The following is a 20,893-nucleotide window of genomic DNA, read 5'->3' on the forward strand; positions in this document are numbered from 1 at the left end:
CCAAATCACAAAGCATCCCAATGCTCTTTTGTCATTAGATTTGTATGCCCAATGCGAACCTCATGTAAAAGAGGCACCGGCACATCCTCGCAGGTATGATGATAAACAAAGCCCAATTTTTCCTGCACACGTTTGGACTTATCGTTGCCGTCATAATAGCCACACCAGATCTTTTTCATTCCAAGATCTTCAAATCCATGGCGCAAAAGTTCTCTTGCGGCTTCCGGCATATAACCCCTGCCCCAGAATTTTTGTCCCAGCCAGTATCCCAGTTCACATTCATCGTCCCGGTCTGTCATGTCTGTATGTCCCTTCAGTTTCAGTTCGACAGCCCCGATCGCAATGTTGTTTTCCTTTTCACAGATCGCGTAGCACTCCGGTCCGTTAAAGACATTTCGGATCACCTCTTTGCTTTCCTCCACGTTTTTATGTGGCGGCCATCCCGCAACCGGACCCACCTCCGGATCTTTTGCATATGTATATAAACTGTCCGCGTCTGCCTCTGTCCATTTTCGCAATAATAATCTTTCTGTCTCCAGCATTTTTACCCCTTACACTTTTGGAAAATTTCTTTTCCCCATATTACTATATTTCCAATGTTTTTTCCATTTCATTTGACAATCTCCCTTCCTTCGTATATATTTAGTTAGGTTTCTAACAATTAGAAATCTAACTAAGGAGGCAATCATGCAGGAAACATTCCATTATCTTTTGATGTCTGATCATCTGATGATACAAAAAGCCCTGATCTCCAGTGTCAAAGATACCGGATTGACCTCAGGACAACCAAAAGTTCTCGATTATCTGCTCCGCCATGATGGGGCAATCCAAAAAGAAATCGCCATATTCTGCCACATTGAGCCGGCGTCTTTGACCGCCATCTTAAATGGCATGGAAAACAAAGGTTATATCAAACGAAAGACTGCCGACAGCAATCGCCGCTCTCTCCATGTCTATCTCACGGAAAGCGGAAAAAAGTATGCTGACCGTCTCAATCTGGAATTTGCCCGGATCGAATCCCAGGCTTTAGAGGGCTTTACCCCGGCAGAAAAGCAACAATTACAGGACTTGCTCAGTCGCGTATATGACAACATGGTAACTACTTATAAGAAAGAAGGCACAAATAAATGAAACATTTAAAAACTAGAATCCCTATGTATTTTATCGGACTTTTCGTAATGACCATCGGCATTGCGCTTTCCGTAAAATCAAATCTGGGTGTATCACCCGTCAGTTCCATCCCTTACACCATGACCTGCGTCTGGGGCATTGAGATGGGCAAGGCAACCATCCTTTTCCATATCGTACTGGTTCTGATCCAGATCCTCTTATTGCGAAAAAATTTCAAACCCGTTCAGTGGTTACAGGTTCTGATCGGTGTCGTATTCGGTTACTTCACGACGTTTTGTAACTATCTGGTATCCTTCCTGCCAACGCCGGAAAATCTGGGCATCCGTATCGTCATGGTACTTGCCAGCACGGTGTTTGTCGCACTGGGTATCTTTTTATACCTGCCGGCAAACCTGATCCCACTCGCCGGAGAAGGCTGTATGCAGGCGGTATCCTCTGTAACCCATGTTGAATTTTCCAAGGTTAAGATCGGCTTTGACTGTACCATGGTCCTGATCTCAGCCGTCACCTGTCTTAGTTTATTGCACACACTGGGAAGTGTTGGTGCCGGTACCATTATTGCCGCTGTCTTAGTCGGCACGCTGGTCGGTATCCTCAACCGGGCATTTGGCAAGCAGCGCGATAAGTTACTTGGAAAAGAGGATGAGACTGCTGTCTCAGAAGAAACTTCCTCCAGTTATGTCATCACCATTTCCCGTGAATTTGGTAGTGGCGGACGTGAGATCGGAAAACTTCTGGCTGAGCGTTTCGGTTTTCATTACTATGATTCCGAACTGATCCGCCTTGCCGCAGAAAAAAGTGGTTTCTCACCGGAATATATAGAGCAGAATGAACAGACTTTGAAAAACCCGCTTCTGCATGATTTCTTTGCCTGGTATGCCGGACCTTTAGAGCAGACTGACCTGCCAATGGTCGACCAACTTTTTGCAAAAGAATCTGCTCTGATCCACGAACTTTCCCAGAAGGGTTCCTGCATCATCGTAGGTCGTTTAGCAAACTACATATTAAAAGATATGCCGACAGCCTACCATGTTTTCATCAGTGCAGATCTGGATGCCGAGGCTGCCAGAGTCTCAGCACGTGACAATATTTCTCCGCAATCTGCCGCTGCAAAGGTGAAAAAGGTCAACCATGAGCGTACCATCCACTGCAGACACTTTACCAAGACAGATTGGGGCAATGTAAAGAATTACGATCTTTGTATCAAATCCGACGATTTTGGTGTGGCAGAAACTGCCCAGATCATCGGCGATCTTTTCCAGAAAAAAATGGGACTATGATTGTAGCATCATAATAGCCCCTCAAGTATTTGCATAATATCCGCATTGACCGCCAGCCCTTTGTCCTCGATATCTTCCGGCAGGTATGCCTGCCCCTGATTGATACAGATATAAAAGGCATTCTGCCAGTTTGCCGCATATTGCCAGAAATTATACTTGATGATACCTGGCGTATTATAACCTACGCCGAGTTCCAAAAAGACGATCTTTTTTCGCATATGCTCTTCCATAAAGCGCACATAAGATGCGGACGCCGCTTTCCAGCCCGCATCTTCCACAAAGGTATTGTCTGCGCGCAGGTTCATGCTCATAGGTCTGCCGCACTTAGGACAGCGCGGAACAAGTTCAGCGGGAACGCTCATCTTAGGCATTACGCCCTCCGGCAGATACAAAGCCCCATCCTCCGCAATGGCATACCCCTGCGCCAGAACCATATCCCGCACAGTTTTTTCATTATCATATGTCTTAGCATGACAGGGTCTGCCGCACTGAAAAAGTCCATAGTCGCCCTGGGTATAAAAGAGTCTTTCCTTTGCAAATCCCGCCTTTTGGAACTGATGATCCACATTGGTCGTCAGCACGAAGTAGTCCTTATCCTTTACCAGCGCATACAAATTCCGATATGTGCCATTCTCCACATCCTGATAACGGTTGATATAAATATAGCGGCTCCAATACGCCCAATACTCCTCAAGCGTGGCATAATCATAAAAGCCACCGGAATACATGTCGGAAAAGCCATACGCGCTCCCAAAATCTGAAAAATACTTTTCAAAGCGATCGCCACTGTAAGTAAAGCCTGCCGCCGTGGAAAGTCCCGCACCGGCACCGATCACAATGGCATCTGCATCCTCAATTTTTTGTCTGATAAGTTCTATTTTGTCCGCTTGCTCTCTCATCTTCTGTGCTCCATACTTCTTTTTCTGCTTGCTGTTCTCATGCCCTATCCGCGATTTTGCTCATCCTAACCTAATAATCTCCGATAGATCCCTTCGTCTTCCTCTTTAAAGACGTTAAAAACCACCTTAATATCCGATCCGGTCTGCGCCTTATGCTCTTTCACAGTCTCAACAGCGATCTCTGCCGCACGCGCATTCGGAAAACAAAAAACACCGGTCGAAATACAACAAAAGGCGATACTTTCAATTCCCTTTTCCTCTGCCAGATCCAGACAGGACTGGTAGCAGGAGCGCAAGAGATCCTGGTCTTTCTGCGTCAGTTTTCCCTGCACGATCGGTCCAACTGTATGGATCACGTATTGGCAGGGCAGATTATACGCAGGTGTGATCTTCGCCTGCCCGGTCGGTTCAGCATAGCCTTGTTCTTCCATCATTTCACTACAAAAGGATCGTAGCTGCATCCCCGCATAGGTGTGGATACAATTATCAATGCAGTTATGGCAGGGTTGGTAACAGCCTGTCATGCCGCTGTTTGCCGCATTGACGATTGCACCCACGGCAAGTCTTGTGATGTCTCCCCGCCAAAGATAGAGATCTTCCTGCAATTCTTCCATATCCGCCAGAGTCACAAAACCCTTTTTCCGGTTCTCCTCCTGGAGATATGCATCCTGGATCTGCAAAAATCCATCATCCACAGGCGCCGCCATACGCACATTCATAAGCGAACGCAGCAAACGTCTTTGTGCATCAGCATTTGCCGGGATCTCCATATCTCTATAGCCCGGCTGTTCTTTTAACAATTCTTTGATCAAATACATACGTCGCTCACTCTGGTTCATATGGCTGCTCCTCCTGTTTATCTCATCACTGTTTTAAAATTCATATGGTGGATTTCCTGAAAAGTCCGCGATCACACCATGCGCATCTTCCAAATAAAATACTTCAAAAATTGGGTTATCCGCGGTCTTATACTGGCTCTTGACAATAGGATTGGCGATGCACATTTCTTTTGCCTGCATGTTGTCCTCAAAAACTGCTTTTCCATGCAGACGGATCCATACATAAGTTGGGCTGGATACGGAGATCTCAATCTGCGGATTTTCCTGCAGATCCTTGTAGACATCCTTTGTGTTGTTGGTGCAGAACCAAAGTTTGCCATCCATCTGACCCGCAAACATAAAAGGACGGCACTTTGCCTTTCCATCACGACCTACGGTTGCTAAATACTGTACAGGATTTTCCTGTAAAAATTCTACTACTTTTTCCATGAAATCTTCCTCCATTTTTCTTTTTTTGAACATTTCCTGTTCCTGCTTATGATTTTATGATGGAAAAAGGCAGAAAAAAAGTACGCACAAATCTATTACTTAGTTACCAAAAGGTAACTATTGCGCAGATCCTAAGGGCATACTATAATTTGATATAAGATTTATTTCTAATGTAGCATTCTAATTTGAACTGTTGTGATCCTGTAAGGAGAAAGGGAGATTTTATGCTGACCAAAGAAGAATTACCGGCTTGCCCGGTCGCAACAACACTGCAACTGATCGGAAGTAAATGGAAGATACTGATCATCCGAAACCTCATGTCACGCCCTTGGCGTTTCAATGAATTAAAAAGGGATCTGGAGGGCATCAGCCAGAAAGTCCTGACTGATTCCCTCAGATCCATGGAGGAAGACGGTATCATCACCCGCACCGTCTATGCAGAGGTTCCGCCCCGTGTAGAATATGCCCTCAGCGATCTGGGCGAATCCATGCGCCCCATCATCACGGCAATGGCAGAATGGGGCACCGCCTACAAGGAGTCCTTTTTACGGGAATAAACCACCTATTTTCTTATATACAAAAAAGGAGCATTCCCATATCTCTACGGAAATGCTCCTTTTGGAATACTATATCTTATCTACGAATCTTATTCGCAAACATATGGCATAAGTGCTACGTGACGAGCTCTCTTGATTGCTACAGTTAAAGCTCTCTGATGCTTTGCACAGTTACCGGTGATACGACGAGGAAGGATCTTACCTCTCTCTGAGATGTATCTCTTTAACTTTGCTGTATCCTTGTAATCAATCACGTTGTCCTTACCACAGAATACACAGACTTTCTTTCTTCTGTGCATTGGTCTTCTTCTTGAACCATCTGCTGTCTTATTGTAAGCCATGACGCTACCTCCTAATCAATGCTAATTGAATGGCAATTCTTCTTCAATACCATCCGGAATGTTCATAAAACCGTCTCCAGCGTTTGTATTCGGTGCCGGAGTTCCCATGTCGCCGCCAAATCCATTGTTTGACTGAGCATTCTTGCTCTCTGCAAACTCAATGGAATTCGCAATGATCTGATCGGAATATACCATGTTCCCATCTTTTCCGGTGTAATTGTTGTTTCTGATTTCACCTTCCAATAAGATCTTGGTACCTTTTCTAAGATATTTCTCAGCGAACTCTGCCTGACGTCCAAAAGCAGTGATACGGAAGAAATCTGCATCCGGATCTCCATCTCTCTTGAATCTTCTATCTACGGCAATTCTAAAATTTGCTACAGCAGAACCATTGGCTGCCCCATATCTTACTTCCGGATCTGCTACCAAGCGACCCATCATAATCAGTCTATTCATTCCTACTCCTTATCTACTATCTATGCCTCGTCTTTTCTGACGCATAAGAAACGAAGAACATTATCCATAATACGAACGTTTTCTTCGATCTGAGCAGGCGCATCAGCTTCTGCTTCGAACTGGATGAAGTAGTAATAACCTTCGCTCATCTTCTGGATGTCGTAAGCTAACTTCTTCTTACCCCAATCTTCTACTTCACTGACAACGCCGCCGAAACGGGTAATGTAACCCTGTGCCTTCTCAACGACTGCTGCTCTCGCATCATCTTCGATCTTAGCATTAACAACGAGTGCTAATTCATACTTGTTCATGCGATTTTACCTCCTTTTGGTCTTTTGGCCTTGCCAATATACGGCAAAGCAAGGATATTTTAATATACCACGAGTTGATATGATACCATGATTTTCCCGCTTTTTCAAGCCTTTTTTACATTTTCGTGCAAAACATTTTTGCATGCCTTGGTCACTTTTGTACGCGGCAGCATCATCTGATGCCCACATCCCAGACATGCCAGACGAAAATCGGCTCCCACACGCAGGATGCGAAACTGGTCGCTCCCACAAGGGTGCTTCTTTTTCATGGTTACAATATCATTTACCTGAAAATCCCACTTGTTCTCCATACGCTTTTCCTTTGGTTTGTGATGTAAAAAAGAGACATCCTATCGGACATCTCCTAAAAAATTGCGGGAATAGGATTTGAACCTATGACCTCCGGGTTATGAGCCCGGCGAGCTTCCAGACTGCTCCATCCCGCGTCAACGTTATTTATTATAGGCTTCTTATCCCGGATTGTCAAATTTTTGTCATCGACAAGATCTGACATCAGTATGCGATCAGCCCCTGCATGATACTACAGACAATGACTGCCACGACCGCGCCTAAGATCATACCGACGATGATCTCCGGTATGGTATGCCCCATCTTTTCTCTTAAGTTTCCTTCGTACAAAGGCTCTCTGCCCTCGGCTTTATCCCGCTCCAAAAGACGGTTGAGCAACTGCGCCTCGCGCCCTGTCTCCATGCGCACGCCTGCTGCATCGTAGATCACGATAATAGCAAAAAACAAAGCCATAACAAAAGGAAATCCTCCCAGTCCCTCCACGATAGCAGTCGAAACGACCAGACCCGTAACTGTGGCTGAATGTGAACTTGGCATACCGCCGCTTCCCGTGAGACGTTCCGCGGAAAAACCATTTTTTGCCGCGTCAATGATAACCTTTAAGACTTGCGCCACCAGCCAGGCAGCCGCCGTTGCCACAAATATACGGTTTGTGATGAGATCCATGAGCATGTTCATTTGTTTTCTTCCTTATCTTCTATAATATATGTCACCAAGTTTCCCTATATTACTACGAATTTGAAAATTTGTACAGTTCCTATAGCATCCGCCCCAGGATCACACTGGCGATCAGCCCCGCCAAAGTCGCTACCAGCGCGCCCGCCAGCGTCCATCTGGTCTTTCGGATGCCAACACTCATAAAATAGACCGACATGGTATAAAAGATGGTCTCCGTGCAAGATCCCATCAAAGATACAATCAGCCCATTGCTGCTGTCCGGTCCATATTCTTTAAAAATATCTAAGACCAGCCCGGTCGCCGCCGAGGAGGAAAACATTTTTACGATAGCCGCTGGAAGAAGCACGGAGGGAAAGACTTCCTCGGGTATGATCTTTCCCAACCAGACTGCCAGATCCGTCAGAAAGCCGGAAGCACGCAGGACACCGACCGCACACATAAGCCCGATCAGCGTCGGCATAATGCCGATCACGGTGTGAAAGCCGTCTTTCGCCCCCTCCAGAAAATCCTCATAGACCCTTCCCTTGCCAAGCAGGGCGTGAAAAAGGATGATAAACAAGAGAATGGGGATGATGGCATCGGATATATATAGAAGCAATTTCATAGCCGATCCTCCCGCCCCATACATGCCAGTTTACAAAAGATCACGGCAACCAAAGTGCTGATCGCGGTCGCAAGAATGGCAGGACCCGTGATCATGGATGGATTTGCCGATCCGTACTGACTGCGATAGGCGATCATATTGACCGGGATCAGTTGCAGGGAAGAAATATTGAGTACCAGAAAAGTACACATTTCCCGGCTTGCCACGCCCTCTTTCTGCCGGCTGACCTTCTTTAATTCCTGCATGGCAGAAAGTCCTGCCGGTGTTGCCGCCCAGCCAAGTCCAAAGATATTGGCGATGACATTGGTCGCGATATATTCTTTTGCCTTGGTCTCCTTTTTTAATGTAGGAAATAAAAAGTTCAGCAGGGGATCCAGTTTTTCTGCCAGAGTACGCAATAGTCCGCTCTTTTGCGCAATGTTCATCATACCTACCCAAAAACACATGACACCAAGCAATGTGATACAAAGAGAAACGGCTTCCTTTGCAGAGGAAAGTGCCGCTTCCGTGATTGCCGCCATCTCTCCCCGAAAGCCTCCATAGACGATGCCAAGTAAAAGCATGCCTGCCCAAAGATAATTCATAGGCACTCCAAGACTTTTTTTCATATGTATGAATTTTAAGGAAAATCTATGCCGGAAATCATATTTTTTTTCATTGTACATACACTGTAACTATGGTATTTCTTTGGGAGGCATTATGGGAAAACGATTTCTTTGTCTGATCCTTGCTATCCTGATCGCCTTTTCGGCGGTAGGCTGCAGCAAAGAGGATCTGGGAAATGCAAGGCTTTTTGATGCGGGTCAGACCAGCGATGCAGATACTTTTGAGGATCTGACAGACGATTGGTTTTGCAGGCAGATGGAAGCCGATCCTATGTCCTGCCACTTTACTTTAGAAAACCCGGATGCCTATCATATCACTTTTTCGGACCAGACGCTCTGCACACTGACCATGGAAGAACATATCAAGGAAATGGATGAGATCAAAAATCTGCTTGACCGTTTAAAGGACATTGACCGCAATAATCTGACTGCCCGGCAAAGGCTGGTCTATGACCTTATGAAGGATTACTATGGTCTGGAGGAAAAACTGGGCGACTACTACTACTATCAAAATCTGCTCTCGCCGACCGCCGGTATTCCTTCTTCCCTGCCGGTTCTTTTGTCCTCTTTTTCCTTTCACGATACCGAGGATATTGAATGTTACCTGTCCCTCTTAGAAGAAATGGATATCTACTTCGGACAGATCTATGCCTTTGCTACGGAACAGACCAAATTGGGGCTTATGGAAAACACAGACTCGTTGCAACAGACCATTGATTTTTGTGCCTCTTTTTCACAGGTGCAGGCGGACCACCTGCTTCTGACTTCTTTTGACGACCGCATAAAAAACGCTGCCTTTTTAGATGAAGCAGAAAAAGCGTCCTATATCTCCCGGAATCAGTCGATCATTTATGATGTCGTTTTACCGTCTTATTTGTCGCTTTCTAATCAATTATCGTCGATTATTGACAAAACAGACGATAATGGAAGTCTTTCTGTCAAAGAAAAAGGACGTACATACTACGCCCTTCTGGTCAGAAAAAACACCGGCACAAAGGAAAGTCCCTATACGGTTTTCCAAGAAATCGCTGCCAAACGTCAGGAAGACCTGTTCCAAATGGCTGACCTCTTTGCCCACAATCCTGCCTTAGCGTCCATGCTGGGCTCTTATACCTGCCCCCTAAAAACAGCCGATGACATGATCGAGCATTTACAGGATTCTATACAAAATGACTTTCCTACTTGTGAAAATGTTACCGTCACCATCCATGAAATTGCGCCACAATTGCGGCAGACCAGTGCGCCCGCCTACTATCTGATCGCGCCTTTGGATTCTGGTGGCTATCACAATATTTTTTACAATCCAGACAGCAATGCCGACACGACTTCCCTCTTTACCACCATGGCACATGAGGGTTTTCCCGGTCATCTTTACCAGACCGCCATGTCCTATCAGTACGGATTGGAACCGGTGCGCGCCCTTTTATCCTTTCCGGCATATACCGAGGGCTGGGCTACCTATGTGGAATATATGTCTTATCAATACGCCGGACTGCCGGATCAACTTGCGTCCGTCCTAGCCCTCAATGAGAGCATTGTCCTAAGTCTCTATGCCTCTGCCGACATTGGCATCCATTATTATGGCTGGGATCGTGCCAGTCTTTTGGAATTTTTAGAAAATTATGGGATCAAAGATCAAGATGTCGTCGATCAGATCTACCAGTTGATCGTGGAAGATCCTGCAAATTACCTGCATTATTATGTAGGCTATATGAATTTTGCATCCCTACAGAAAGACTATAAGGATGCAAAAAAAGATGATTTTTCTTATATGGAATTTCATAAAAAGATATTACAGACCGGACCTGCGCCTTTTGATATCCTGCGGGATGCCCTGCTTGGAACATCATAAAAGCGCCTGATAAATATCGCGCTTGCTGACGCCACGGTCTTTGGCTACGGCTTTCATGGCGTCCTTTTTGCTGTAGTCCTGATCCAGATAGATCTGCATATGCTCCTCAATGCTCAAATCTTCCCAGCGGCTCTGCTCCTCCTGCATGACCTCTTCTTTGGACTTACCGGAAATGACAAGGACATATTCACCGCGCGGGTCATTTTCCCTGTAATAATCCACAGCCTGCGCCAGCGTCATTTTCTTCTTTTCCTCATAACGCTTGGTCAGTTCCCGGCAGAGCGTGATGCTGCGGTCGCCGAGTGCCTGATAAAGTTCCTGCAAGGTCGCACGCAGATGATGCGGTGCCTCATAAACGATCATGGTGCGTGTCTCCTGCTGCATCTCTGCCAATACACGCGCGCGCTCCTTTTTGTCTTTTGGCAAAAATGCCTCAAAACTAAAACGCCGACACGCCTGTCCGGAACTCGTCACCGCAGTGATACAGGCAGCCGCACCCGGAACGGCATTGACCTCGATGTCTTCCTCATAACACATTGCCACCAGTTCCTCGCCCGGATCGGAAATGCCCGGTGTCCCGGCATCTGTGATAACGGCAATATTTTTGCCATCTTTTAAGGCTGCCAGTAATGTATGCGCCTTTTCGATCTTATTAAACTCATGATAACTTGTCATGGGCGTGTCGATCTCAAAGTGGTTCAAAAGTTTTATGGAATTTCGCGTATCCTCAGCAGCGATCAGATCCACTTCTTTCAAAATGCGGACACAGCGATAGGTCATATCCTCCAGATTTCCGATCGGTGTCGCACACAAATATAAGATACCTGCCATACTCCGGCACTCCTTTCCGTTATCTTTGCTCTACTTTTATCCCGCAAGCATTTAATAACCGTAAATATCGTAGATCTCCGGCATATAAACGCCCGGACTCTGATATACGATCAGAGGTTTTTCTACCGTGATCCTGGACTTTCCGTCCCGCATCCCCTCGATCAGAACCATATTGGGTTCCTTATCCACATAGGGATAGACCAGCTGCATCCGCTTTGGCTCAACCTTGTAACGGCTCATTGTGGATAAGATCTCCACCAAGCGGAAAGGTCTGTGCACAAAGTAACATCTGCCGCCCGGACGAAGGAGTTTTGCCGTCTGTGATACCACATCCTCCAGATTACAGAGCACTTCATGTCTGGCGATGGTCTTGGCATCGCCGTCATTCTTGATGCCATGCTGGTCAGTCATATAGGGCGGATTGCAGGTCACAACATCAAAAGAAGATGCCCCAAAAATATTTGTTGCATCTTTGATATCTCCTGTGACAATGGAAACGCGGTCCTCCAAGTGATTGTAAGCCACACTCCTTGCCGCCATGTCAGCACTCTCCGGCTGGATCTCCAGACCGGTAAAATGCTGCCCCTCTGTTTTGGCTTCTAAAAGGATGGGTATGATCCCGGTTCCCGTGCCAAGATCCAGCACTTCCTCTCCGCGCTTTACCTTGGCAAAGCCGGACAAAAGCACGGCATCCATACCAAAACAAAAACGCTTGGGATCCTGGATGATCTTGTAACCGTTGCGTTGCAGTTCATCCAGCCGCTCACCCTCATGTAAAAATGATCCTGCCATTATTTATTATCCTCGAGTTTTGCCAACTCTTTTAATTCTTCTTTTGTGACCTTGACATTCTTGCGCTTTGCCTTGAATTTGAGGTCTCCTACTGCATAGTCGCGCTCTTCCTTGGTATCATTCTGCTCGATCAATACCTTGACGCGCTGACGAAGGACGCTGACCGCCTTAACCTGTCCGCGGATCCCTTCCGGTGTCGTCACATAGTCCCCGATATTCGGCAACTGGCTGTTCAGATACTCGTAAGTCTCCTGCTCATTTTTCAGACAGCACATAAGTCTGCCGCAGACCCCGGAGATCTTAGTCGGGTTCAGGGAAAGATTTTGCTCTTTTGCCATCTTGATGGAAACCGGAACAAAGTCTGTCAGATAAGAACTACAGCAGAGTGGTCTGCCGCAGATGCCGATCCCGCCCATGATCTTGGTCTCGTCACGCACACCGATCTGGCGCAACTCGATCCTAGTACGGAATACCGATGCCAGATCCTTTACCAGTTCACGGAAATCGATCCTGCCGTCTGCCGTGAAGTAAAAGAGCAGTTTATTGTTGTCAAAGGTGTACTCTGCGTCCACCAGTTTCATTTCCAGTTTGTGCTTTTTGATCTTTTCCTGACAGATCTTGAAAGCCTCTTTTTCTTTTTCCTTGTTCTTCTCTGCCCGTTTAAAGTCTTCCTCGGTCGCGATACGCTGGACAGTCTTTAGCGGCTGGACAACCTCATCATCCGGCACTTCCTTTGGTGCTACGGCAACTGTTCCCATCTCGACACCACGCGCAGTCTCAACAATCACGCGGTCACCGATCTTTAAGTCTAAGTTCTTGGGTCCAAAATAATATACTTTACCTGCGGTGCGAAAACGCACACCAACAATCTTTATCATGCAATATTCTCCTTTATTGAAAGCAACATGAGTTCCACTGCCAAATTGTAATTGCCATTGCAGGCGATCCGCCGCCTTGCGGTATTCTCTGCCTGAATGATGGTATTCAGCCCGTGATAAGAACACTCACTTGCCTGCCTTTTTATGATCATCTTTTCATCCTGAAAAGTAATCTTTCTCTCATCACCTGTCGCCTTATATAATAACACATCTCGAAACCAGATGTTCATCAAATCCAAATAATCACCGATCTTAGGCTTGTATTCCTCCAATTCCTTGACGGCTTGGGAAATACCAAAGACATCCATCTTTTCCATACGACGCATCAGAGAGGTCATATGGGATTTCATTTCGTTAAATTCCTCGGAAGATGCCAATTTGATGGCTTTTCCCAGATTCCCCTGGGCAAACTGGGCACAGACATCTGCCTGATAATCCGGCATGTTGTGATGCTCCATCAACTCTTTTCGGATGATATCCGCAGAGATCGGCTTTAATTCCAAGGTCACACAACGGGATAAAATAGTCGGCAAAAATCCTGCTGCATTGGTCGTCAGCAAAAAGATAATAGCATAATGCGGTGGTTCCTCGATGGTCTTTAACAGGGCATTCTGCGCCGCCTTGTTCATCTTTTCCGCCTCATCCATAATATAGATCTTGTATTCGCTCGCATAAGGCTTGATGACAATGTCGTTATTGATCTGCTGTCGGATGTCCTCCACCGAAATGGTATTTGGCTTTTCATGCGAAACATAGCGGATATCCGGGTGGTTGTGGCTCTGGCACTGCTTGCAGGAATGACAATTTCCGCAGGCATCCTTGCCCCGGTCCTGACACAAAAGAGTCTGGGCAAATGCCTCCGCCAACATCATCTTGCCGGCATCCTTCTCCCCGCTGATAATATAAGCGTGGGACGTTTTGCCTAAAGCGATCGCGTTCTGCAAATGCTCTTTGATATCCTCTTGTCCTTTTATGTCTGCAAACTTCATTTTAAACTACTCCGTTTTAGGTGGAAATATCCAGAAGCAATCCCCGGATCTCATCGACTTTTCCAAGAATGGCAAGATGGTCTTTTTCTTCCTTGACCAGTTCTCCAGCCAGATCATCCAGATTTTTATCCACTAATTTTACCAAACCATAGACGCGGTGACGTCCCCGGCGATCCAAAAAGTTCTCTCTGGAAAACTTGTGGGAACGATTGACGACTTCATTCATGAAATCCTTGACCAGACCGCGGTATTTTTTCATATCCCGGATATCCATGTGCTCCGAGATCTTCTTTCCCTGCTCCGTGATCTCATCCATCAGCCCCGACAGTTTTTCCTTTAATTCCGCATCATCGATGGCACTCGCCAGGGTGAACTTAAATCCGTCATCCGTAGGCTTTGTCTGATTCACTTCCTGTGTCTGCGTCACGCCCGACACATCATTTACCTTTAAATCCATAGGCTAGCCTTCCTCACTCATCATGACTTCGCGCATAAAGCATACGATGTCCTCTTCCGTGCACTCCAAGTCCTCGTTATAGAAAATCCTGTGGATGCCTGCCTCCTGCAATTTCTCCTTGGAAAAATCTGCGGCATCTGCCAAAAATCGTCGGCACATTTCCTCATACTTTGGATGCTTCTGGCACCGCTCACGATCCAGTGCTCTTTGCAGGCGCACGCCGTCCTCTACTTCTATATATATCGGAAGAACCGCATCCTGACTAAAGTAATCCCGCAACTTGACAAAGGACTCGATCGTTCCGATCACCAGATAGTCATATCTGCTCAGATCAATGTTGCCATCGTCAACGGTAAAATAGTCCCAGATGCCGTGACAGGTATTATAACTGCGGATCTCCACGACCTTGCCGGATGCCAGCAGCCTGTCTTTTTCCTCATGTGTGCAAAAATGGTATTCGATCCCATCCACTTCACCTGCGCGGATGGGTCTGGTCGTATAAGACACGATCTGGCGCAGGGCAAGATCATGCCGTCCCAAAATGCGCTGATATAAGGTATCTTTTCCTGTTGAACTTTTTCCTATGATACAAAAAATCTTTCCCATGTTCCTTACTCTGCCTGTCTATAGAATGCGCTTACCATCTAGTATAATATAGTCCACCTCAAATGACAACGAAAAGCCCATGATCCACAAGCCCGGTGATGGTCAGCCCTTGCTTTTGGGCTAGATTTAAGAGGTCGATCCGCTCCTGATCGATCCGCTCACCCGGTACGATCAATGGTACACCCGGCGGATAGATGGCGACCGATGACGCTGCGATCCTGCCCTCTGCCTGATCAAGAGCACAGCGTTCTTTCGCTTTTTCCATTGCCTCATGATATTCCATGACCTTTTGCCCGCGCCCGTATAAGACCTGCCCCGTCCGGCAGGGATCGTCTGTATCTCTTGCACTGGCTTCCCGATCGATCTCTTTTAGTGCCTCAAAAAGACGGACAAATCCTTCTTCACTATCCATGACACTTGTCATGGCAAGTCCATAGGAAAAAGAAGACATTTCCAGAACCAGATGATATTTTTGCAAGAGGATCTCTTCCAGCGCATGCCCGGAAAGCCAGGTCTTTGATACGTCGATCACGATCTTGCCCGGATCCTGCCCCGGGAAAGAAGAGACACGGATCTTTTCCAGACTTTTACACTTTTTATAAAAGTCCTGCAAACGAGAGGCATATACCCCAAATGCCGCTTTTTCTTCTTCCAGAAAGCGGATGCACTGACATATGGAAGCCATCAGGACGTAAGACGGCGAACTGGTCTCAAATACATCCAGATAGGTCTCGATCTGCCTTTCCGAAACAAGTGAATTTTCATTGACGTGAAGCACCGCCGTCTGGGTCAGCGCAGGCAGAGTCTTGTGCAGGCTCATGATGACAAGGTCTGCCCCGCTTTCCAGCGGAGACTTTGGGAAATAGGGATCAAAGCCCAGATGCGCGCCGTGTGCCGCATCCACAATGACCGGGATCCCCCTTGCATGTGCCAGTGCCACGATCTCATCCAGAGGTTCGATCATCCCTTCATAGGTCGGCGATGTCACCACGATGGCTCCGATATCCGGGTTGACTTGCAAAGCCTGCTCATATTCTGCGATCGACGTTCCCTCGATCATGCCGATCTGCCCTACCTTGGGATAGGTATAGACGATCCGGCACTGCCGCAGCCAAGCAGCATGATAAATACTTTTGTGGCTGCCCCGTCCCATGAGGATGCATCCCTTTTGCGGCAGAGCGGAAAAGACTGCTGTCAGGTTGCCACAAGTCGATCCTCCGACCAGAAGATAGGACTTTTTTGCATGATAAAGCCCTGCCATACGTTCCATGGCTTCTAAGATAAGCCCCTGTGGATCATGCAGATTGTCAAATCCTGGGATCTCCGTAATATCAATGGCATATGGGTCTTCCAGCCCGGTCTGCTGTCTCTTATGTCCCGGCATATGAAACGGATAAAAGTCCGAATCTGCCAGTTCTCTTAATTTATGATCTAACATTTTTCTTTTCTTTTTCCCTCTATCATCTTATAATAGTATCTACATGAAAAAACGCGGATGGCTTTTCGCGTGTTTGTTGGAGGTTACAATGAGTCAGGCTTTGGTCATTTTATGTGGTGGTGACAGTTCCCGCATGGGAACCGATAAGGCACTGCTGCCATTCGGTGATGAATGCTTATTAGAATATATGGTGCACAAGTTTGCGCCCCACTTTGACCGCATCTACCTGTCTGTCAACCAGCGTGGTGACTACGGACATCTGGATCTGGATGTCACGGAGATACCTGACATCTATCTCAATGCCGGTCCCATAGGGGCGATCTTGAGCAGCCTTACCATGATCGTTGAAAACCGTGCTTTTTTTGTAACCATTGATACCCCTTTTATCCAGCCGTCACTCTGCAAGCACCTGCTTGCGGCATCCGAAAACTACGATGCCTGTTCGCTGGCTCTGCGCGATCACTATGTCGACACCATCGCCTGCGTGTATTCCAAGGCGTGTATTCCTGCCTTTGGCAAGTCCATCCTTTTGAACAACCGCACCAACAGCCAGATCCAAGCCAAGTGCTATATCAACTATGTGCCGATTTCGGATGTTGCGCTCTGCTCGACCATGCCTTTTGAAGACCAATTTTATCGTCTGAGCGACCGCGATTCCTATTACTATGCCCTTTTCCACCAGTTACAGGACATCAGCAGCATCCACCATTAGTCCAAAAATCTGCCCAGTTGCGGCATCCAATCGCCAAAAAAGATCTGATCTTCCATCAGTTTTTCCCAGATAGGCTCTAAGAACCTACAGATCAGCCCGTGCACTTCCTGCCAGGCTGGCTCTTTTTTCTTCTCCTTACGCAAAAGGCTTTTCCATTTCTTTTCCATATAAGTGTATGTACCGTATCCGCTCAGACTTTCCCATACCAAGGCACTGCATTTTACATGGTCTTTGCGGCACAAGGCCCCTAAACTTTCCTGTACCTTGCGTCCCTCCAAAGGGTATTTGCTCAGGATCTCGTATAGTTTTTGGTAGTGCTCCATGTCCTGCAACAATTCCAACTGCTTTACGATGGGCAGCAGATGCTCCGCCGCGATCTGCTCTACCGGGTATGCGTATATACCGATCGTCTTGTTATTCTCCAAAAAAAGCCGCAGATTTTCTTCCTTTGGAAAAATATGCTCTCCGCCAAAAGGCAAAAGGCTGACGCGAAAAGGCACATACATGTCGCAGACTTCCATGGAAAAGCTCATCCGAAATCCCTGACCTTCTTTTTCCTCGGAAACCAGTTCTACGCCAAATCCTTCTTTTTCATATGCCTGCAATAAGTCTTGCCGGATCCGCTCTTTGATCTCCTTGAAGGCTTTGCCACCGGTATAATAGTAGCGGACCTTCTCTGAGACCGATTTCTTATAAACATCCAGCCCCAGCCTGTCACTGTCCTCCAGCCAGAAGTCTTTGGCATCCGCCAATTCTGCAAAGATGCGCACCGTTGTCTCCAGGACATAGGCACTTAAAATATGGGAAAAAGGAATATCCAGTTCCTGACTCTTTGTCTTGATCCATGCTTCGTTTATCATGCTATGCTCCTATAACCAGATTCCAATCATGTTTTGCACTTTCTTTAAGACCTTGCGCTCCTTGGCATACTCCATCAGCGCCGCAACGTCCTTATCCTCATCACCGATATAGGTAAGGATGGCTTTCTTGAAATCGTTTCGATCCATTTTATCCTGATACTTGAGGCAGTCGCAGACCAGACGGTCTTTGGTATAGATCTGCATGGGCTCGCCTGCCAGTTTTATGATCGTCACGCCCATACCCAGCACCTTTGGTTCCGTGTAATATGGCTGCAGATTCGGGTAATCCATCTTAAAGCGGGACTTGGAAACATTCTTGCTGACAGCAATGTGCCATGCATAAGGACGCTGTTCCAGATAACCGTGATAAAAAAGAGCGGATTCCATGGTAAGCACTCCATCCGAGAACATGCGCGCCACCATACTTTCTTCCGATCCGTCAAAATACTTGGTCGTATAATAACCGCTTTTGACCCGCTTGAGATAACCTTCCTTCAGAAATTGCAAAATGCGTCGGTAGTCAATCCCCATGGCGAGAATATCCGCTGTCTTTGCCATGCCTTGATTTTTTTGCACCAGGGCATCGATCTGCTCCAGATCATAGGCTTTCTTTTCTTCGCGGCTCAGATTTGTTAATTCCATTTTCCCCACTCCTTGATCTTACATTAGGTAGTTTCATACATTCCTTGCCTTTATTATAAGAATATGTATATTTGATGTCAATTCTATATACCTGTCCTTTCTTTCTCTTTTTTGTCTTGCATTTCCATGATTTTTGTCGTATATTGATGAAAGACAAATATTTTTGTCTTTTGGTAATGCAAAAGACAGTAAGGAGATACATTATGCCGGAAATGGAAAGAAGACTTCGCAAGAACCCATCCCGTAAAGAATGTGAGGATATCATCCGCCGCATCCTTATGACCGAGATGCTGGAAAAAGGAAAGAACGAACATTTTAAGACTGCCACCGATTTCATGAAATACTTTGAATCACTCTACCCAGCCAGCGACAGTCTGACCAAGCAGGTACAGCGTGCCATCAAGTCCCTTGATATGCCAAAGGATCCAAACGGCTACTTCATCATCAATAAGACTGCCGAACAGTTGGATCAGGATCAGGAACTTTCCTTCATGCTGCAAAAAAGCAAGGCACATGTGACTTCCCTGGAGGACTATGAGACACTCTTTCTAGCAACAGATCCTAACTACAAGTCCTACCTCTTACAGTTGATCCGGGAATCCAAGACCTGTCACGGCAAATATATCACGATCTTAGATACAACAGACGGGCTTTTATTCTATACGAAAAATGCATCCCAACTCCGTATCCTCTTGGAAAGCCTCATGCAACATTCCTGATATTGTCTGACAATAAATATCATATACGCTAAATATCCGACATTATATGGTACAGATACAAATGTCTGCAAATAGCAAAACGACAATATACAAATTGTATATTGTCGTTTTTTATATCTTAACCATATATTATAGTCTAATTCAAATTATCTTGTCCTTTTTGACCGTTTTGTATTTCTATGGATAGGCTTGCCGGAAGTCCGGTTAGGCTGTCGCCTTGTAGCCGTGCCTCTGCTTGACGCTGCACGGCTTGCTGCCGCTTTTCGTTTGCGCCTCTTATTACGGCTGATCTGACGATAACGGCTTCTCTTCTTTCGGTCTTCGTTCTTTCTGTGATGGCTCAAAAGGATCTGTCCTGACATGACATTCCATACATAAACTGCCAATAAAAAGATCAGGATAATGCCGATCACCAGAAGAATGGTCTTAAAATCAATGCGGAAATACTTTACTTTGGATCCGCCTTTATCTGCGGAAATATTGTGGAAAGGATAGGTTGCCTTTGTGTTCTTCTCATAAATAACATTGGCTCCTCCCACCTGCTTTCCGGCATAGGTATAGGAGATCTTTGCAACGGCTCCCTTATCGGCATTTTTATCTGTCGGTGTGACCGTCGCCTGCGCATCGGTAAAAGATGCTGTATTTGGAAGAACGACCACGCCGTCCTCATCAACACGGATCAGATCGATCTTATCACTGAGTGATCCCAGTGCCGCCTGATCGCTCATATCCGACAGGTTGACATTGTCCGCTACCGAATATAAGGAAAAGTTCTGAAAACAATATTCAAACAGATTTTCCGTATCATTATAATGCGCTGGATTACTGCTGTCTAAGATCACACAAAGGAGGGTCATACCATTTTTCTGTGCATAGGTAACGAGGGTATTTCCCGCTACATCCGTATAACCGGTCTTACCGCCTAGCGCATATTCATACAGGTTACTGCTTCCCCTGTGATTACTGATCATACCATGGGTATTGTTACAATTATATGCCTCTTTTTTGTTGTCTGCCGGGATCGTGTATGCCCTGGTAGAACTGATCTTGCGAAATTCTGGATACTGGTAAGCCGCACGCGCGATCAAAGCCATGTCTCTCGCCGTCACATAATGATCCGGGTTGGGAAGTCCGTTCGGATTGGCAAAATGTGTACCGGTACAGCCCAATTCCTTTGCCTTGGCATTCATCATTTCCACGAACTTGTCCATACTGCCGCCGCCCACATGCTCGCCGATCGCCCAGGCACATTCGTTGGCAGACTCTAACATCATACCGTAAAGACAGTTCTCCAGCGTCATTTCTTCCCCGACTTCTCTGGCAATATGAGAGGTATCTCCCTCATTGCCATAGACTGCTTCCTCTGAAAAAGTGACTATCTCGTCCAGCTCACAATTTTCCAGTGCCAAAAGTGCGGTCATGACCTTGGTGATACTCGCCGGATAATGGGAGGTATCCGCATTCTTTTCATAGAGGACAGTTCCTGTCTCCATCTCTACGACGATTGCAGCTCCCGATGTCACGCTGACATTGTCCGGCCAATACTCCGCTGCCTGTGTATTTATGGCACTGCCAAGCGACGATACTGCCGTGATCGCTCCCGCAAGACATAATGCTATCCACTTCTTTATTCTATTCATTTGCTTCTCTTTTCTATCTCTTTTCTTTTATACTGCCC

The 20,893-nt window shown here is 46.4% G+C and carries 27 protein-coding genes and 1 tRNA gene; 6 read left to right on the top strand and 22 right to left on the bottom strand.

Features of this window, described 5'->3' with window-relative positions:
- Nucleotides 1–5: 5 nt before the first annotated feature.
- Entirely contained in the window at nucleotides 6–542 is a 537-nt protein-coding gene (locus DW183_RS03115; RefSeq protein WP_118280589.1) for a GNAT family N-acetyltransferase, read from the bottom strand.
- A 145-nt stretch (nucleotides 543–687) separates the two neighbouring features.
- Here DW183_RS03115 and DW183_RS03120 point away from each other — a divergent pair, with 145 nt between their 5' ends.
- Together DW183_RS03120 and DW183_RS12405 are read left to right on the top strand one after the other, a co-directional pair.
- Nucleotides 688–1,131, top strand: coding sequence for a MarR family winged helix-turn-helix transcriptional regulator (locus tag DW183_RS03120; RefSeq protein WP_118280590.1), 444 nt, complete (start codon nucleotides 688–690; stop codon nucleotides 1,129–1,131).
- On the top strand, nucleotides 1,128–2,411 hold the full coding sequence (locus tag DW183_RS12405) for a cytidylate kinase family protein (RefSeq protein ID WP_158573007.1): 1,284 nt from the start codon (nucleotides 1,128–1,130) through the stop codon (nucleotides 2,409–2,411). The genes DW183_RS03120 and DW183_RS12405 overlap by 4 nt, the downstream gene beginning before the upstream one ends.
- Before the next feature lie 8 nt (nucleotides 2,412–2,419).
- Here DW183_RS12405 and DW183_RS03130 read toward each other — a convergent pair whose 3' ends face one another.
- The 3 genes from DW183_RS03130 to DW183_RS03140 all read right to left on the bottom strand — a co-directional run bounded on the left by DW183_RS03130 (nucleotide 2,420) and on the right by DW183_RS03140 (nucleotide 4,578).
- Entirely contained in the window at nucleotides 2,420–3,310 is an 891-nt protein-coding gene (locus DW183_RS03130) for an SIR2 family NAD-dependent protein deacylase (RefSeq protein WP_118280591.1), read from the bottom strand.
- A gap of 65 nt (nucleotides 3,311–3,375) precedes the next feature.
- Complete coding sequence (locus tag DW183_RS03135; protein WP_118280592.1) at nucleotides 3,376–4,149, bottom strand: protein-ADP-ribose hydrolase; 774 nt, start codon at nucleotides 4,147–4,149, stop codon at nucleotides 3,376–3,378.
- A gap of 33 nt (nucleotides 4,150–4,182) precedes the next feature.
- A complete protein-coding gene (locus tag DW183_RS03140) occupies nucleotides 4,183–4,578 on the bottom strand; it encodes a pyridoxamine 5'-phosphate oxidase family protein (protein WP_118280707.1) in 396 nt (131 codons plus the stop codon).
- Nucleotides 4,579–4,802: 224 nt separating this feature from the next.
- Between DW183_RS03140 and DW183_RS03145 the strand changes: the two genes are divergently transcribed.
- Nucleotides 4,803–5,135 carry a winged helix-turn-helix transcriptional regulator gene (locus DW183_RS03145; protein WP_118280593.1) on the top strand — a complete coding sequence of 111 codons (333 nt, stop codon included), beginning with the start codon at nucleotides 4,803–4,805 and terminating at the stop codon, nucleotides 5,133–5,135.
- Nucleotides 5,136–5,224: 89 nt separating this feature from the next.
- Here the strand turns inward: DW183_RS03145 and rpsR are convergent, their stop codons facing one another.
- The 8 genes from rpsR to DW183_RS03185 form a co-directional block, all read right to left on the bottom strand.
- Nucleotides 5,225–5,476 carry a 30S ribosomal protein S18 gene (gene rpsR / locus DW183_RS03150; protein ID WP_118280594.1) on the bottom strand — a complete coding sequence of 84 codons (252 nt, stop codon included), beginning with the start codon at nucleotides 5,474–5,476 and terminating at the stop codon, nucleotides 5,225–5,227.
- A gap of 21 nt (nucleotides 5,477–5,497) precedes the next feature.
- A complete protein-coding gene (locus DW183_RS03155; protein ID WP_118280595.1) occupies nucleotides 5,498–5,932 on the bottom strand; it encodes a single-stranded DNA-binding protein in 435 nt (144 codons plus the stop codon).
- A 20-nt stretch (nucleotides 5,933–5,952) separates the two neighbouring features.
- On the bottom strand, nucleotides 5,953–6,243 hold the full coding sequence (gene rpsF, locus DW183_RS03160) for a 30S ribosomal protein S6 (protein ID WP_118280596.1): 291 nt from the start codon (nucleotides 6,241–6,243) through the stop codon (nucleotides 5,953–5,955).
- Between the two features lie 104 nt (nucleotides 6,244–6,347).
- Entirely contained in the window at nucleotides 6,348–6,554 is a 207-nt protein-coding gene (locus tag DW183_RS03165; RefSeq protein WP_118280597.1) for a DUF951 domain-containing protein, read from the bottom strand.
- A gap of 61 nt (nucleotides 6,555–6,615) precedes the next feature.
- Nucleotides 6,616–6,689 (bottom strand) — tRNA-Met (locus DW183_RS03170).
- Between the two features lie 67 nt (nucleotides 6,690–6,756).
- Complete coding sequence (locus tag DW183_RS03175) at nucleotides 6,757–7,230, bottom strand: divergent PAP2 family protein (RefSeq protein WP_118280598.1); 474 nt, start codon at nucleotides 7,228–7,230, stop codon at nucleotides 6,757–6,759.
- Between the two features lie 79 nt (nucleotides 7,231–7,309).
- Nucleotides 7,310–7,834 (bottom strand): spore maturation protein, encoded by a 525-nt coding sequence (locus DW183_RS03180; RefSeq protein ID WP_118280599.1) that lies wholly within the window; start codon nucleotides 7,832–7,834, stop codon nucleotides 7,310–7,312.
- Nucleotides 7,831–8,418 carry a nucleoside recognition protein gene (locus DW183_RS03185; protein WP_118280600.1) on the bottom strand — a complete coding sequence of 196 codons (588 nt, stop codon included), beginning with the start codon at nucleotides 8,416–8,418 and terminating at the stop codon, nucleotides 7,831–7,833. The genes DW183_RS03180 and DW183_RS03185 overlap by 4 nt, the downstream gene beginning before the upstream one ends.
- A gap of 115 nt (nucleotides 8,419–8,533) precedes the next feature.
- Here DW183_RS03185 and DW183_RS03190 point away from each other — a divergent pair, with 115 nt between their 5' ends.
- The gene (locus DW183_RS03190; protein WP_158573008.1) at nucleotides 8,534–10,291 is read left to right on the top strand and encodes a DUF885 domain-containing protein; all 1,758 of its coding nucleotides are present in this window, start codon (nucleotides 8,534–8,536) and stop codon (nucleotides 10,289–10,291) included.
- Here the strand turns inward: DW183_RS03190 and rsmI are convergent.
- Genes rsmI through DW183_RS03225 form a run of 7 tightly spaced genes read right to left on the bottom strand, consistent with a single transcriptional unit; the run spans nucleotide 10,286 to nucleotide 16,282 of the window.
- Nucleotides 10,286–11,122, bottom strand: a complete 837-nt coding sequence (rsmI, locus tag DW183_RS03195) for a 16S rRNA (cytidine(1402)-2'-O)-methyltransferase (protein ID WP_118280602.1) — start codon at nucleotides 11,120–11,122, stop codon at nucleotides 10,286–10,288. The genes DW183_RS03190 and rsmI overlap by 6 nt on opposite strands.
- Before the next feature lie 51 nt (nucleotides 11,123–11,173).
- Complete coding sequence (locus DW183_RS03200; RefSeq protein ID WP_118280603.1) at nucleotides 11,174–11,914, bottom strand: tRNA1(Val) (adenine(37)-N6)-methyltransferase; 741 nt, start codon at nucleotides 11,912–11,914, stop codon at nucleotides 11,174–11,176.
- The gene (locus tag DW183_RS03205) at nucleotides 11,914–12,792 is read right to left on the bottom strand and encodes a PSP1 domain-containing protein (protein WP_118280604.1); all 879 of its coding nucleotides are present in this window, start codon (nucleotides 12,790–12,792) and stop codon (nucleotides 11,914–11,916) included. The genes DW183_RS03200 and DW183_RS03205 overlap by 1 nt, the downstream gene beginning before the upstream one ends.
- Nucleotides 12,789–13,781 (bottom strand): DNA polymerase III subunit delta', encoded by a 993-nt coding sequence (gene holB, locus DW183_RS03210; protein WP_118280605.1) that lies wholly within the window; start codon nucleotides 13,779–13,781, stop codon nucleotides 12,789–12,791. Before holB ends, DW183_RS03205 begins: the two co-directional genes overlap by 4 nt.
- A gap of 16 nt (nucleotides 13,782–13,797) precedes the next feature.
- Nucleotides 13,798–14,238, bottom strand: coding sequence for a YaaR family protein (locus DW183_RS03215; RefSeq protein ID WP_118280606.1), 441 nt, complete (start codon nucleotides 14,236–14,238; stop codon nucleotides 13,798–13,800).
- Between the two features lie 3 nt (nucleotides 14,239–14,241).
- Nucleotides 14,242–14,844: a guanylate kinase gene (locus tag DW183_RS03220; RefSeq protein ID WP_118280607.1), complete on the bottom strand. Its 603-nt coding sequence runs from the start codon at nucleotides 14,842–14,844 to the stop codon at nucleotides 14,242–14,244.
- Nucleotides 14,845–14,902: 58 nt separating this feature from the next.
- The gene (locus tag DW183_RS03225) at nucleotides 14,903–16,282 is read right to left on the bottom strand and encodes an aminotransferase class I/II-fold pyridoxal phosphate-dependent enzyme (protein WP_118280608.1); all 1,380 of its coding nucleotides are present in this window, start codon (nucleotides 16,280–16,282) and stop codon (nucleotides 14,903–14,905) included.
- 88 nt (nucleotides 16,283–16,370) lie between these two features.
- On the opposite strand from DW183_RS03225, the gene mobA reads away from it, so the two are divergent.
- Nucleotides 16,371–16,994, top strand: coding sequence for a molybdenum cofactor guanylyltransferase (gene mobA / locus DW183_RS03230; protein ID WP_118280609.1), 624 nt, complete (start codon nucleotides 16,371–16,373; stop codon nucleotides 16,992–16,994).
- Here the strand turns inward: mobA and DW183_RS03235 are convergent.
- Together DW183_RS03235 and DW183_RS03240 are read right to left on the bottom strand one after the other, a co-directional pair.
- Nucleotides 16,991–17,854, bottom strand: coding sequence for a nucleotidyl transferase AbiEii/AbiGii toxin family protein (locus tag DW183_RS03235; RefSeq protein WP_118280610.1), 864 nt, complete (start codon nucleotides 17,852–17,854; stop codon nucleotides 16,991–16,993). The two genes, mobA and DW183_RS03235, sit on opposite strands and share 4 nt — an antisense overlap.
- 9 nt (nucleotides 17,855–17,863) lie before the next feature.
- Complete coding sequence (locus DW183_RS03240) at nucleotides 17,864–18,496, bottom strand: type IV toxin-antitoxin system AbiEi family antitoxin domain-containing protein (protein WP_118280611.1); 633 nt, start codon at nucleotides 18,494–18,496, stop codon at nucleotides 17,864–17,866.
- A 203-nt stretch (nucleotides 18,497–18,699) separates the two neighbouring features.
- On the opposite strand from DW183_RS03240, the gene DW183_RS03245 reads away from it, so the two are divergent.
- Complete coding sequence (locus tag DW183_RS03245; protein WP_118280612.1) at nucleotides 18,700–19,215, top strand: hypothetical protein; 516 nt, start codon at nucleotides 18,700–18,702, stop codon at nucleotides 19,213–19,215.
- A gap of 146 nt (nucleotides 19,216–19,361) precedes the next feature.
- Here the strand turns inward: DW183_RS03245 and DW183_RS03250 are convergent, their stop codons facing one another.
- A complete protein-coding gene (locus DW183_RS03250; RefSeq protein ID WP_118280613.1) occupies nucleotides 19,362–20,855 on the bottom strand; it encodes a D-alanyl-D-alanine carboxypeptidase family protein in 1,494 nt (497 codons plus the stop codon).
- Nucleotides 20,856–20,893 lie beyond the last annotated feature (38 nt).

The organism is Roseburia sp. AM16-25, assembly GCF_003473825.1.
Lineage (GTDB): Bacteria > Bacillota > Clostridia > Lachnospirales > Lachnospiraceae > Pararoseburia > Pararoseburia lenta.